The organism is Erythrobacter colymbi (assembly GCF_002155685.1).
Classification (GTDB): domain Bacteria; phylum Pseudomonadota; class Alphaproteobacteria; order Sphingomonadales; family Sphingomonadaceae; genus Erythrobacter; species Erythrobacter colymbi.
Genome location: NZ_MUYK01000019.1, coordinates 26,234 through 40,018, shown reverse-complemented (window position 1 = coordinate 40,018; position 13,785 = coordinate 26,234). Strand labels below are relative to the sequence as shown.

The following is a 13,785-nucleotide window of genomic DNA, read 5'->3' as shown; positions in this document are numbered from 1 at the left end:
ATCACCTGTTTGCCGTCACGCGTCTGCTGTCCGTATGGACGCAAGTAGAAGGCACGCTGATGCCGCAAGAAGCACCAGGTCCTTCAACAGGAACTGTCCGGTTCCGGCCGAAATCGCCGGGAACCCGCCAGCGGTCGGCTCGGCGACGCCAGGCGTGCTCAGGAAAAACGTCAGTGTCACGGCATAAGTTAGGCATGACATCGCCGCGCCGAGAGCGGAGGCCGTCTTGTTGAAAGCACCGATAATCAGCGCAGCGGCCGTCGCGAGCTCGACGGTGCCTATAAAATAGCTTCCACCCTGCACCCCAAAAACGGCCGGAATCCAGCTCATGATCGGACTGTTCTTCATCAATGGCGCGATGCCCATCGCTTCATAGCTCGTGAATTTCATGCAACCGAACCAGAGAAAGATGACCACCAGCGCCCAGCGCAGCAACGCGAGAGACCCGCGAGAGCCGGTCGTCTTTTCAGCTATGTGTAATGTCGAAAACATGGTGCCTCGCTTTCATCATGGCGCATGACCTGCCTTCATGCTTAGACAGGCGTGATATATGCGCTGCGCATACACTATGCGCCATCAATGAATGATGCAACCCTTTGAACGTACTCTCGGACCGGCTCGTCAATCTGTTCGGCGCCCTCGCAGTGGGCATCACCGATCGAATTAAGAAGGCGGCATTCGACCCGACGATACCCGGCGGTGGCGAAACCACCGCGGCGATCGTCGTCATCGGTCACGCGACCGGTCTTTCGATCGACGAATTAGGACGGGTGCTAGGCTTGTCCCACGCGGGGACGGTGCGGCTTGTCGATCGATTGGTTGCAGCCGGGTTCGCCGTTCGATCCAAAGCGCTACGGGACCGTCGTGCAGTAGCGCTGATGCTCACTGAGGCAGGCGAGACTCGCCTATCTGCGATCCTGCAACGAAGAAACGAGACTTTATCCGAAATCCTTAGCCATGTCTCGAATGCTGACCGCCTCGTGCTGGAACGTATTGCCGAGACAATACTTGCGCAGATGTCTGACGACGCTGTCTCGGCGCTGACGATATGCCGGCTCTGCGACGAGAGGCGATGCTACAACTGTCCGATGGATGCCTTTGGAATGCTGGAGTCGTCGACGCATAGAGTCGACCCATAAGTGCGCGCAGAGACGCTTAGCGTATATCTGTGCCCGTTCTATGTCCTGACCCCAGATTCGGTTTCAACAGTTCTCCACGCCTGCCGATCTTGCGGCACTTGCGACTGTCCTTGCGCAGCCCCGGCCAGACGACATCGTGCTGGAGCCGAGTGCGGGACATGGTGCGCTCGTGGCCAGCCTGCCGACAGTAAGGCAGCTGCACCTCAATGAGCTTGATCCCAAACGCCGTGAGAAACTCGCTCTGCTGTTCAAACATGCCAAGCTTACCGGGATCGACGGTGCGATGCTGGCTTCCGCGCTGGATCCTTCGCTGCGCCCCAGCCTGATTCTCATGAACCCCCCGTTCTCCCGTTCGGAGGGAAGGGGCGTCGATCAATTCGCTGCTGTCCGCCATCTGCGCGCCGCGCTCGGTCGATTGGCTCCTGGCGGCAGACTTGTCGCTATCATGCCGGACTGGTTCACCACCAGCGCTAGGCTCTCGAAAATCTATGACCAGACATTCGAGAACTGCACGGTGCAAACAGCTTGCCGCCTTGCCAGGTGCTACCACAAGCAGGGGACCAGCGTGCCGGTTCGCCTCTACGTGATCGACAAGGTTCCCGGAAACATCCGTCCTGCGATCCTCGCTAGATCGAATGTCGCCGAGATTGCCGCGGCGGTTGCAGTGGTGAAGCGGGCAGTCGGTCCTTGCGAGGCTTCACCAATTTACGCACGGCAGCAGACCAAGCCCGGCACGCTTTTCAAGGCGATGCGCACAAGTGCAAAGCCGCCTGCGGCTAAGCCGCGCGTAATCGAAGCGCCATCGATATCGCCGCTTGTTTTTCGCAGCCTGGCAACGCCGCGCCCTCTGGGCGAGCAGGCCGGTGTCTATCTGCCTTACCGCCCGAGCCGGATCGACATCGATGGTGCAAAGGCGCACCCGACCCCGCTGGTGGAAAGTGTGGCCATGGGCTCCATACCAGCGCCGGTGCCGGAGTATTGCCCCAGCCTGCAGGGCCGCATCCTCAAAGAAAGCCTGCTTTCGGAAGCGCAGCTCGAGACGGTGATCTATGCCGGCAATGCCTGGCAGCAGTATCTGCCGGGCCTGTTCGTCCCGGCTGACGAAGGTGTCGCTCTCACTCTGGCCGAAGACGGACACAGCTACCGCAAGGGCTACTTCCTCGGTGATGGCACTGGCGCGGGCAAAGGCCGACAGATTGCCGCCTGCATTCTAGACAACTGGCTAGCCGGACGCCGCAAGGCGATCTGGGTATCCAAGAACGAGAGCCTGCTCGAAGATGCGCGCCGGGATTGGAGCGCGATCGGCGGGATGACTGCCGACATTCAACCGCTCTCCAGCTGGAAAATCGATCAGCCAGTGCCGTTCCGCGAGGGGATCCTCTTCGTCACGTACCCGACGCTGCGCAGTCAGAGGCAGGATGCGACCCGTCTGAAGCAATTGCTGGACTGGGCCGGGGCGGATTTCGAAGGTGTCATCGCCTTTGATGAGAGCCACGAAATGGGCGGGGTGGCAGGAGGCGAGGGCGCCCGCGGGAGCAAATCAGGTTCCCAGCAGGGCATCGCCGGCGTCATGCTCCAGAACCATCTGCCCAAGGCCCGCGTGCTCTATGCCTCGGCGACCGGGGCCTCTGAAGCCAACAATCTCGCCTATGCGGTTCGGCTCGGCCTTTGGGGACCAGGAACGGCGTTTGCCAACCGCGAGGATTTCATCAGCCAGATCAGGGCAGGTGGCATCGCTGCGATGGAGCTGGTGTCGCGCGACCTTAAGGCCCTTGGGCTTTACCAGGCACGGGCGCTGAGCTTTGCCGGGGTCGAGTACGAAATCCTCAAGCACGGCCTGACGGCCCAGCAGATCGCTGTCTACGACACCTATGCGGATGCTTGGGCGATTATTCACCAGAACATGGAGGAGGCGCTCGCGCTGACCGGTGTGGTCGACGAGATCGACGGCACCACGCTGAACGGCGGCGCGAAGGCCGCAGCCCGCAGCCGCTTCGAAAGCACCAAGCAGCGCTTCTTCAACCAGCTGCTGCTTTCGATGAAGCTCCCGACTCTGATCAGCGCCATCAATAAGCACCTGGACCAGGATGACGTGGTCGTGGTTCAGCTGGTCTCGACCGCCGAAAGCATCCTCGACCGAAGGCTCGACAGCCTTTCACCCGAAGAGCGGGCCGAACTCGACCTTGATCTCAGCCCGCTTGATGCGGTCATCGAATACCTCGAGCGAGCTTTTCCCACCCAGCAGATGACGTTCTACACCGACGACACCGGTGCTACCCGTTCGACGCCGATGTTCGACGAGGACGGCCGCCCCGTGCACAACCAGGCTGCGATCGCCCGGCGCGCCGAGCTGATCGAGCATCTTTGCGCGATGCCGCCAATCAAGCCAGCCCTCGACGGGATCATCGAACACTACGGGACGGATAAGGTCGCAGAAGTCACCGGGCGCACAAAGCGCCTCATTTCTCAGGCCGATGGTAGCCAGCGCCTCGAAACTCGCTCCCCCCGCACGAACCAGTCGGAAACCGACCAGTTCATGGATGGCCGCAAACCCATTCTCGTCTTCAGCGATGCAGGCGGAACGGGGCGTTCCTACCATGCCAGCCTTGACGCACCCTGCCAGAAGCGCCGGGTGCATTTCCTTCTAGAGCCGGGCTGGCGCGCTGACCGGGCCATCCAGGGCCTCGGCCGCACCCACCGCACTCATCAGGCGAACACCCCCCTATTCAGGCCGGTCACGACCAACTGCAAAGGTGAGCTGCGCTTCACCAGCACGATCGCGCGGCGCCTCGACAGCCTTGGGGCATTGACGCGTGGCCAGCGCCAAACCGGTGGCCAGAATCTGTTCGATCCGGCGGACAATCTCGAAAGCCCTTATGCCAAGGCGGCGCTCACCAGCTGGTTCGGCCTCCTCGCAGAGGGAACGCTGAAGAGCGTGACCTTGTCCGACTTCGAGCAACGCAGCGGATTGACGATCGTCTCCCAGGATGGCGTGCTCGAAGAAGACCTTCCCCCGATCCAGCGGTGGCTCAACCGCATTCTTGCCCTGCCGATCGGCATGCAGAACGCAATTTTCGATGAGTTTCTCGGGCTCCTCGAAGCCCGGGTTTCCGCGGCGCGTGAGGCCGGTTCTCTCGATGTGGGCGTCGAAACGATCCAGGTCGAAAGTGCCGACGTCATCGAAGATATTGTGCTGCGGACGGATGCACGGACCGGGGCGACCTCGCACCTCCTCCAGCTGGCGCTCAGGACGCGTACCCGGCCAATCACGCTGGAAAGGGTGAAGCAGCGCCTCGAGCTGTCGGACGGGTGCATGCTGATGCACAATACCAAGAGCGGCAGGGCGGCGCTGGCTGAGCCGTCCCGGCATTTCATGACCGATCGGGGCGAACTGATCCGCCGCGTCATTCTCCACCGACCGCTGCGCCGCGAATACCATCACCTTGATGATCTTGCCGAGTCTGCGTGGGCGGAATGTCCTCGGGAGACCTTCGAGCAACTTTGGTGTGCCGAAGTCGCCGAGCTGGCCGAGAAGCTGACAACCGAGAAGATCTACCTCGCCACAGGACTGCTGCTGCCGATATGGTCGAGCCTTCCGATCGACTATCTGGAAGTGAGGCGAATCGTCGATGAGGAGGGACGCAGCTGGCTCGGCCGCATCGTTCACGAGCTCGACGTCGCAAACCTTTTGCAGAAGTTCGACATTACCTCGAATGTCGAACTCTCGGAGCAAACGATCCTCAAGGCGCTCGGCGAGCATCGGACGATACCTATCAAGCAACCGTTCGAGGCCACCATCAAGTCCTCGCGGGTCGCCAACGAGCAGCGCTACGAGATCGTTGGCGCCCCCGTCGATCAGCTGCCCTGGTTGAAGAGCATCGGCTGTTTCACCGAGATCATTTCGTTCCGCACAAGGGTGTTCATTCCGACAACGGCAGCAGAGGCCGTGCTGGCGGCGCTCCTGATGCGGTGATGGGAGGCAGCACCGAAGGCGCTGAACCCACGGTGACTGCGACAAGTGCACAGGATCTTGGATGCTTGAACCCGACAAACAAGGGGAGGGGGAGGGGATCTGTGCCCCGGTGATGGCCGGGAGCAGATCAGGAGTGACCGAGATGCTGATTCCCTTTTCCAAGCTCTATTTGAGCGATGCGAACGTGCGCAAAACACGCAATGACCAAGACGACGCGCAGCTTTCTGCGGACATCGAGGCCCGCGGCCTCCTGCAGAACCTGCTGGTGACCAAGAGCAAGAAGCGCGGCCAGTTTGCGGTGATCGCCGGTGGCCGCCGCCTGCGGGCCATTGGCATGATCATTGATCGCGGGGCCTGGGCTGCGGATGCCGAAGTAGAATGCAAGCTGCTCGAGGGTAGCGAAGAGACGGCGGGCGAAGCCTCGCTCGCCGAGAACTTCCAGCGGGTCGGCATGTCTCCGGCTGAAGAATGCCGCGCCTTCCAGCATTTCATCAAGGAAGGCAGCGATATCGCGGCCGTAGCCAAGCGCTTCGGACTCACCCAGCGGTTCGTCGAAGGCCGGCTGCGCCTTGCTAATCTGGCAGCGCCGATTTTCGAGGCACTCGCCGCCGGTGACATCACCCTCGAAATCGCCAAAGCTTATGCTGCGACCGACCAGCACGAAGTGCAGATCCGCGTCTTCGAGCAGATGCGCCATGCCTACAACCCCAGCGCCGACGCCATTCGCCGCATGGTCGCCACCGGCTCGATGCGCGGTAATGACCCTATCGCGCTTCTGATCGGCGAAGATGCCTATGTGGCTGCCGGCGGCAAGGTCGAGCGGGATCTGTTCAGCGATGCGGGCGAGGATCGCTGGATCGATATCGAGATCGCGCACCGGCTCGCCTCCGAAAAGATGGAAGCGGAAGCCGAGCGCCTGACCTCGGAGACCGGTCTCGCCTGGATCAGCCCGGTGGCCGCCAGCAATTCCTGGCAGGCCCGCAGCGAGATGGGCGTCTCCGCTGTCCGGCTCCCGCCCGTGCCCCTCTCGGAAACGGCGCGCGCCCGCATCGACGAGATCGATGCCCGGATAGATGAGATCAACGCGATCTTCGATGAAGGTGAAGAGCAAGAGGACGTCGATTTCGGAAAGCTCGAGGCCGAATACGAGGCTCTCGATGCCGAACGCAGCGACCTCAACAATCCGGTTCGCGAGCTGCCTGAAGAATGGCGCGGTGAAGTCGGCCGCTTCCTCGTGCTCACCACCCGCGGCGAGATGGTTCTCGAGGCCGATTACTACAGCGAGAAGCGGCTGTCGTTCGAGACCGATGACCAAGGCAATGTCACCGCAACGGCAGAAGAGCCAGCGCCGACCTCAGGGAGCCGCGCAAGTGGTGCTCCCGCACGGCCTGAGGCGATCGCACCCGGAAGCGAGAAGCCGATCAGCGCGAGGCTGTTCGACGAGCTCGCCGTTCAGCGCCGCAATATCCTGTCGGCCTGCCTGCTTGGCGATCCGGGGCTTGCCCTCGATTTCGCCATCTTCGCGCTCGCGGACAATCGCAGCTATGAGGGGAAGGGCACCTCGATCAAGGCGGGACGGCCGAGCGATCCTGCGACCGGCGAGGTTCCGCAATCAGCGGCCGAGGGCATTCTCGCCGAGGCCGAGGATGGTCTCGACAAGGCGTGGCAGGAGCAGGGCAGTGTTGCGGCCCGTTTCATCGCCTTCCGCGACCTCGAAGATGACGCTAAGGCGGCCTGGCTTGCCTATGCGGTGGCGCTCTCGCTCGAGGCCAAGAAGGGCTATGGATCCGAGTATCATCCGGTTCATGCCGTGCTTGGGTCGATGCTCGATGTCGACGTTGCGGCTCTGTGGCGGCCGACTGCCGAGAATTTCTTCGACCGGGTGAGCAAGACTTCCTGCCTCGCCGCGCTGACCGAGGTTGGCGGAAGTGACCTCGCTGCGCGCTATGCGGCGTCCAAGAAGGCGGACCTCGCCAAGACGTGCGAGACGATCTTCGCCGGTAAGGCGATCATCGAGCAGGAGGTCAAGGAAGCCGCCCTTGCCTGGCTGCCCGAGGCCATGAAGTTCAGTGCGGCCATGCCGGAGGGCGCACAAAGCGCTGATCCTGATGCCTCCGAAGACGGCAAGGCCGACATCGACGCGATCGAGGGGGTGGTCGCACTGCCGGATGCCGAAGAGGAACCCGAAGGCGCCGCCACAGACACGGCAGTGGCTGCCTGAACGCCTCACCCTCCTCCTGATGTCCTGGCCCGGTCGCTCACTCGAGTGGCCGGGCCTTCTTCTTCCACGAAGGGAAATGCCGATGCGCCGCGGACCAAAGCGCGATGTCGCGCAGGAAATTACCAATCTCATCATTGCACGGATCGAGGCCGGCACAATGCCCTGGCGGCGGCCCTGGAAAAAGACCGGGGCAGGGGGCGCGCCCTTGCGTGCAGGCGGACTGCCCTACACCGGGATCAATCGCCTCTATCTCTGGGCTGTCGCCGACTGCTTCGGCTACGCCTCGCGCTACTGGATGACCTATCGTCAGGCTCAGGAACTGGGCGGGCAAGTGCGCAAGGGTGAGACGGCCGAGCCGAGCATCTATTTCAACAGCACGAGCAAGACCGACGTAGATCAGGCGACTGGCGAGGAGACGTCGAAAACCATCCGGTTCATGCGATCCTACAGCGTTTTCAATGCCTCGCAGATCGAAGGCCTGCCGCCGCATTTCTATCCCAGTCCGGTCCCCGAAGCACCGCCGCAACCCTCTGTGAAGGCAGCGGCCATCCAGGCCTTCTTTGCTCCGATACCTGCTGATATCCGCCATGGCGGTGACCGTGCATTCTTCTCTCCGGGCGGAGACTATATCCAGCTTCCAGAACGCGGCGCCTTCCGCACCGAGGACGGATATGTCGCCACCAAAGCGCACGAACTCGGCCATTGGAGCGGGCACCCCTCGCGGCTCGCGCGCACATTCGGCAAGCGGTTCGGCGACAAGGCCTACGCCTTCGAGGAACTGGTCGCGGAGCAGGTCAGTGCCCGGATCTGCTATGAGCTGGGCCTCCCCGCAGACCTCCATGAAAGCCACGCCAGCTACATCGCCCATTGGCTCGATATCCTGAAATCCGACAAGACCGCGATCATCACGGCTGCCGCCAAGGCCGATCAGGCTTTCAACCTGCTTGCAGCCTATTCGGGCTATGAGAGTGAACCTGCGGAGGAAGCCCATGAAGAGGCGCCAGTTCCGGCTTACGCTTGAGCCAACCGCAGACGACGCGGTGCGGCTTGCGCAGCTGAGCCGCTATGCCAGCGACCTTGCGAGCAGAGGTTCTGCGGACATTGGCGCAGCGCTCGGCGGCCATGTTGGGGTGCTGTTCCCCGGGCGGAACCGTCATGCGGTCCTGGAGAGCCTCCTCGGCAAAGGAGAACCCGGTTGGTCACTGGTGTCCGATCCGGGGCAGGGCGGCTCCCTGGTTATCCAGACAACCGAGGCTGGCGCTGCGGTCTCGGCGATTGCGAGAATCCTCGAACAGGTCGCTCCCGGGGCTCTCTTGCGGCCGATGATCTATGAGCCACTGTCCCTGAGAAGCTCAGGGAAACATCACCGCAGTCTGCATTGAGGGGAGGGGGAGGAGGCCATTGCACTTGCAATGGAAAGGAAGCCGCATGTCCTGCGACATCGATTATCGTTACCGCCGCGCGCTCGAGCCCTATGGGCTGACGACGTTCGAGACCGCGCTGCGAGCATTGAACGAGGCCGTCGATGATGTGCGCCTCGCAGGCCGGCAGGTCGCCACCTGTCCCGCGGTTCTGCTCCTCACTCGCCACCTTCAGCGCATTGCCGACGGAAGGCCGACAACCTGCGAGGCCGACGACCAGATCTTGCGGGCACAGTGCATCGAGCGCCTCGGCGAGCTCAAGCACCGACCTGCGATCATTGCGCTGGTCAAGCGCGGGATCGACTATCGTCCTGAAGAACTGCGACACTACCGGCGCGAGGGTACGCGCGCGCTGCGCCAGATCGCAGCCGGGATCGGGCTCGATCATTCCGCCTACCGCATCAGCTACTACACCTCGCAGGAGGCCCTCGCCGGTGAGCATGTGCTCGAAGCAGACGGTGTCTACATCCGCATCAGCCCCGAGCGGTTCGGCGAACCGGGTCTCGCCTGGCGGAACCCGTTCTGGAAGCCCCCCGGCGCGGTCATGCGCAAGGCTCCGATCACCGCGCTTGCCGACATTCCGGCACTCACAGCGCGGATCGCCCGCGAACTGCAAATCGCACCTCCGGCTCAGCCGGGGCTCATCTGAAGGACACGCACATGGGCTGGCTCTACATGCACCGCGCAGGGATGGGAGGGCATGAAACGCCCAAAGCCTATCTCGACGATCAGCTGACCTACGAACGGGAGGCCTGCGAAGATGCTCCGTTCCGGGGGTGCCGGGTCCTCAAGAGCGTTTTCACCGGCAGCACCTACTATGCAGCCGTCGAGCGCTACGGTGAAGATCGCGAGAGGCTCTACGTGACGGCGGTTATCTGCCTGGTCCACTGGAACCCGAAGGCGGCCGATGGCCTGATCTTCGGCTACAAGGACATGGATGAGCAATCTGGCCCCGTCGAGGCGAATTGCCCGCGAAGCATCCTGGAACTGCTCACCTCATCCTCGCACCCCTATGCCCTGGACTGGCGCAACCGGTGTTACGCCATGCTGCGTCTCAAGGAGCGAAAGGTTGCCGATGGCGACATCCTGCGGCTTCCCGAACCGCTGCGCTTTACTGACGGCAGCGAACACCGCGAGTTCCGGGTCAGCAAGCGCGGGAGCAAGATCGAGCTGCGGACACCCGATGGCTTCGGGGCCTATCGTATCTCCCGGCTGATGGAGCGGCGCTTCGAGATCATTCGTCCCGCCCGAAGGATCAAGACCTTCTTCCCGATAGCCCAGTAGCGAGGGCCTCTTCCATGACTTCTGCCAGCCTCGATCCGCGCCGCCGTGTCCTTTGCGGGCGGGCCAATGCCGAGCGCGTCGCCATCCGGATGAGCGCGAAAACCGGGAAGAGCCACGCTGTGGTCAGAACCGGCAACACGCTCCAGCCCTTCTGTGTCATGCCGACGGGAGAAAACCCACCCGGTGCGATCGAACTGCAAGTTGTCGTCCTGTGACGAACTCGGCGCCAGCCCTATGGCAGCTTGAAAGCCATGCAGAATGACGCTATATCGCGTCAGAAGTCATGGAGCTTTGCAATGGCGATTCAGAACTATGCGGACAATGGCGCGTTTGCTCCGCGCAAAATCGTCGATGCGCTGCGCACCACCAGCGACGAACTGGCGCGCTCGCTGGGTCTCGGCAAGGACGCGATCCAGCGCAAGGACCGGATTGCCTCCGATCGTACCCAGCGCCGCCTTCGGCAGATGGTCGAAGTGCTCAACAAGGTCGAACCGCGGTTCGGTTCAGCCTTGCTGGCCTATGCCTGGTACCGCTCTGAGCCGCTGCCGGGCTTTTCGGGCCAGACTGCAATGCAGCTTGTGCAGAACAACCGGGCCGATGACGTTCTGACCTATATCGACGCCGTCGACGCCGGCATTCACGCCTAGCCTCATGCACTTCACCGGGCTGCTCTACCGCGCCCACAATCCGGTCTGGTCCCGTGAACCCCTCTCAGGGGAGGGGGCGGCCCGGTTTGGCGGACGGTTCAATCGCATCGGGCGCAGCGCGCTCTATACTTCCCTCGCCCCTGAGACCGCGCTGCGCGAGGCCAATCAGGTTGGCACCCTCCAGCCCACCACGCTCGTCGCTTATCAGGCCGATATCGGATCGTTGCTCGATGGCCGCGATGCGGCTGCATTGCGGCCTTTCGGTATCGCACCGGCTGAGCTCGCCGACCCGGCGTGGCGCGATCGGATGCTCTCAGGCAAACCGGTCCCGACGCAAGATCTGGCGGAGGCCGCGATCGCGCAAGGCTATGTGGGCATTGTCGTGCCGAGCTACGCCCGCGGCGCTCCCGCCGACGCTCTCAACCTTGTCCTCTGGCACTGGGAAGGGCGCATCACGCTCGTAGATGACGACGACCGGCTTGGCCTGCGCGATCCCTGATTTCTGCCTGTTAGGCCGGCAAGCTGATGCCTGCCTAGTCTTCGATCCGGCCGCCAAGCGACGGATCGAGATACCACGAGGGTCCCTCGACGAAGTCGGCCGAGCGTGCTGGAACGGGCCCGTCGGGCTCACTTGCGACATAAGGATTGACCTGCGGTGCAGGCCTCTCGCCGGAGCGAAGGAGCTTCCCCGACATTTCGCAGCGAGGGCGCAGGAGATCGAGCAGCCATTCGAGATCATCCAGCATCTGGACGATGCCGCGCCCCGCCAGCGTGTAGTAGAGACACCGCTGATAATCATCGCACTGGCACGAAAGCACCTGCGTCAGCTTGTTCTTGGCACCGGGTGTGCCCTGGAAAACCCCCTGCAGCGCTTCGTAGAGTTCGCGCGCCGAATAATAGGCATCGAACGCTTCTATCCCGATAGAGGCATTGGCGAGCGAGCGCCGCGTAGGCGTCACCAGTGGGTCAACCGATGCATCGCGCAGCGTCAGATCGAGGTCGAATTGGCCGAGATCGAATACCTTGTTCATAAGACAAAATTCCTCTATGTGACGAACATAGAGTGAACAAAAGGGGCGGTCAAGAGCGTCAGACCATGTGGTTGGTGGCCAAGGACACCACAGGTAGCACCGGGCGCGTCGCCATTGGCGACGGTCTGCGAGCAGCCTTGGTCCGCTGGTACACGGGCCATGGCAACGAGGCCGATCACCGGGCCTGCGTCTCTCTCGTCGTGACAGCGCGCGAGAATCACAAATGGCTCGCCTGCGATTGTCTGGGCGAGGTCACCGCGCCGCCGCTGCTGAGCCCGGCCTACCTGAGCTTTCAGGAAACCTATTACCTGCGGCGGCTGACTTCGAGGCCGATGCATGCGCCGGCGTGTCCATTTTTCCTGCCCCAGGCACCGCCGCGCATCCGCGAGACAGCAAGGGATTCGCTCTACGCGCTCGATGTTCCAGATGGCCTGTTCAACGCGCACCAGAAGGCGCCGGAGAAACTCGCCCAGAAACCGGACCACAGTGAGCCAGACGACCGGTCGCGTGGTGTTGCAATCCCGCGCCTCGGCAAACTGCTGTGGCTGCTGCTCGAGCGGGCGGGTTCCAACGTGCTGCGCGAGCTTCCGCCAGCAGGGCCACGGGAGGGCTCGATCAGCCAGGAGATGCGTTTCCTGCGCCGGGCTGCGCAAGGTCTCGAGATTGCGCCCGGGGTTCCGCTCTCGGCCCATCTCTACACGAACGCCATCGATTACGAAAAGCGGCGGGTTCACGCCCGGCTGCGCGCTGCGGCCGAGAGATGGCCTCATGAATTCGCGCCCCAGGCGTTTCTTCTGCTCGAGGCCAATGCGGTCACTTCCACCGAGATCGTCACCGGTCTCGGCACGATCTCGGTCCGGAACCGCATCCAGCACACCGGGATCATCCGCGCCGAAGTTGAGCCGCCGTTCCTTGTGCTCGCCGTCGTCGGCGAGCACAGCAGGAAGGAGGGCTATGTCGCGCTGCGCGCCTACGCTCAGCCTGTCTTGAGCGGCAACCAGTTCGTGCCGACAGAGCGAGACCACGACCGAGACGTTCTGCGGGCGCTCCAAGACGCGCAGTATATCCTGCGACGCCGGGACATCCGGATGGCGGTGAAGAAGATCCTCTTCGATCTGCCATTTGCGGACGTCTCCGTAAGGCCGGATTTCCTGATCGCCCTTCTCGACGACAACACCGGGCAGGAGTGCCGCTTTGCGCTGCAAATCCTCCAGTCGTCCGACGAGGATTATCTCGCCCTCAGGGCAATCGAGCGGACTCGTCTTTCGCAGCTTGGACCGGTGGCGGCCCTCGCTCTTGGAGACGTCACGCCCGAGATCGTTGCCCGGACCGCTCTCGGGATCCTGAGCTGAAGAAGAGGGGGAGGGTCTGAGCGAACCTGCAACAGGAGAGTTCGCTCATGCCAGTTTTGCCCCATCACCGCGTCCCTCCACTTCCATCTGGGGCGCCGTCCAGCAGGCCGATCAGCTGGCCCCCGGCATATGGTCAGTTATGACCGCCAGCCACGGCGGTATCATTCTGTCCGATCAGAGACAGGCCGCCATGCCAGCGGCGCTACGGATCGAAGGCGGGGCCTACGAAGAAGATTGCGATTGGGGGCTCCCGATCCTTGCCTTCACCAGCGAGCTTGAAGGGCAGGGCTCCTGCTCTGCGGGCTTGCTGCAGCTTGCCCGCGATACTACCCGATGTTGGCACCCGGACCGCTTCAGCGCCTTCACCGGCGAGGCCATAGAGGAGAATTCCTCTGCGATCCTGCGGACGCGCAAGGCCTATATGGCCGCGATCGGCGAATTCTGCGTGACCAGCGCCTGGGGCGATTGGGCCGAGTGGGTGCCGGACGGCAAAGTCGGCGTGATTGCCCGGCAAGTCGAGCGCGTCGATCACCTTGGCCGCCCAACCTATGGCGAGGCCGAGGTCTGCGCGCTCATCGCCAAGGACCTCTACGCCGCGCGCGGCGAGGTTAAGGCGCTGCGTGATACGGCGCACGACATCATCCCGATTCCTGAAGCCCTGCGACCCAAGCGCGTTGGCTGAAGAGCAGGCCAAGGCAGCCGGGCTCCGGCCAGGCA

The 13,785-nt window shown here is 62.8% G+C and carries 13 protein-coding genes; 11 read left to right on the top strand and 2 right to left on the bottom strand.

Features of this window, described 5'->3' with window-relative positions; genetic code table 11:
* Positions 1-15 precede the first annotated feature (15 nt).
* On the bottom strand, positions 16-492 hold the full coding sequence (locus BZF57_RS18515; RefSeq protein WP_010339850.1) for a YkgB family protein: 477 nt from the start codon (positions 490-492) through the stop codon (positions 16-18).
* A gap of 104 nt (positions 493-596) precedes the next feature.
* Between BZF57_RS18515 and BZF57_RS18510 the strand changes: the two genes are divergently transcribed.
* The 9 genes from BZF57_RS18510 (at position 597) to BZF57_RS18470 (ending at position 11,184) form a co-directional block, all read left to right on the top strand.
* Positions 597-1,139, top strand: a complete 543-nt coding sequence (locus BZF57_RS18510) for a MarR family winged helix-turn-helix transcriptional regulator (RefSeq protein WP_010339851.1) — start codon at positions 597-599, stop codon at positions 1,137-1,139.
* A gap of 136 nt (positions 1,140-1,275) precedes the next feature.
* Positions 1,276-5,112 (top strand): strawberry notch family protein, encoded by a 3,837-nt coding sequence (locus tag BZF57_RS18505; RefSeq protein ID WP_240506046.1) that lies wholly within the window; start codon positions 1,276-1,278, stop codon positions 5,110-5,112.
* Positions 5,113-5,254: 142 nt separating this feature from the next.
* Positions 5,255-7,333 carry a ParB/RepB/Spo0J family partition protein gene (locus BZF57_RS18500; protein WP_082739386.1) on the top strand — a complete coding sequence of 693 codons (2,079 nt, stop codon included), beginning with the start codon at positions 5,255-5,257 and terminating at the stop codon, positions 7,331-7,333.
* Positions 7,281-8,354, top strand: coding sequence for an ArdC family protein (locus BZF57_RS18495; protein ID WP_338029949.1), 1,074 nt, complete (start codon positions 7,281-7,283; stop codon positions 8,352-8,354). The genes BZF57_RS18500 and BZF57_RS18495 overlap by 53 nt, the downstream gene beginning before the upstream one ends.
* A 407-nt stretch (positions 8,355-8,761) precedes the next feature.
* Positions 8,762-9,403, top strand: a complete 642-nt coding sequence (locus BZF57_RS18485; protein ID WP_052241785.1) for a hypothetical protein — start codon at positions 8,762-8,764, stop codon at positions 9,401-9,403.
* 11 nt (positions 9,404-9,414) lie between these two features.
* A complete protein-coding gene (locus tag BZF57_RS18480) occupies positions 9,415-10,038 on the top strand; it encodes a DUF6927 domain-containing protein (protein ID WP_039330689.1) in 624 nt (207 codons plus the stop codon).
* Positions 10,039-10,052: 14 nt separating this feature from the next.
* A complete protein-coding gene (locus BZF57_RS20960; protein WP_039330691.1) occupies positions 10,053-10,253 on the top strand; it encodes a hypothetical protein in 201 nt (66 codons plus the stop codon).
* Between the two features lie 81 nt (positions 10,254-10,334).
* Entirely contained in the window at positions 10,335-10,685 is a 351-nt protein-coding gene (locus BZF57_RS18475) for an antitoxin Xre/MbcA/ParS toxin-binding domain-containing protein (protein ID WP_022675518.1), read from the top strand.
* A gap of 4 nt (positions 10,686-10,689) precedes the next feature.
* A complete protein-coding gene (locus tag BZF57_RS18470; protein WP_039330694.1) occupies positions 10,690-11,184 on the top strand; it encodes an RES family NAD+ phosphorylase in 495 nt (164 codons plus the stop codon).
* A gap of 34 nt (positions 11,185-11,218) precedes the next feature.
* Here the strand turns inward: BZF57_RS18470 and BZF57_RS18465 are convergent, their stop codons facing one another.
* Entirely contained in the window at positions 11,219-11,716 is a 498-nt protein-coding gene (locus BZF57_RS18465; RefSeq protein ID WP_039330696.1) for a hypothetical protein, read from the bottom strand.
* A gap of 65 nt (positions 11,717-11,781) precedes the next feature.
* Between BZF57_RS18465 and BZF57_RS18460 the strand changes: the two genes are divergently transcribed.
* Positions 11,782-13,068, top strand: coding sequence for a hypothetical protein (locus BZF57_RS18460; RefSeq protein ID WP_039330698.1), 1,287 nt, complete (start codon positions 11,782-11,784; stop codon positions 13,066-13,068).
* Positions 13,069-13,084: 16 nt separating this feature from the next.
* Positions 13,085-13,750: a DUF7007 domain-containing protein gene (locus tag BZF57_RS18455; protein ID WP_420810227.1), complete on the top strand. Its 666-nt coding sequence runs from the start codon at positions 13,085-13,087 to the stop codon at positions 13,748-13,750.
* The last annotated feature ends 35 nt before the right edge of the window (positions 13,751-13,785 follow it).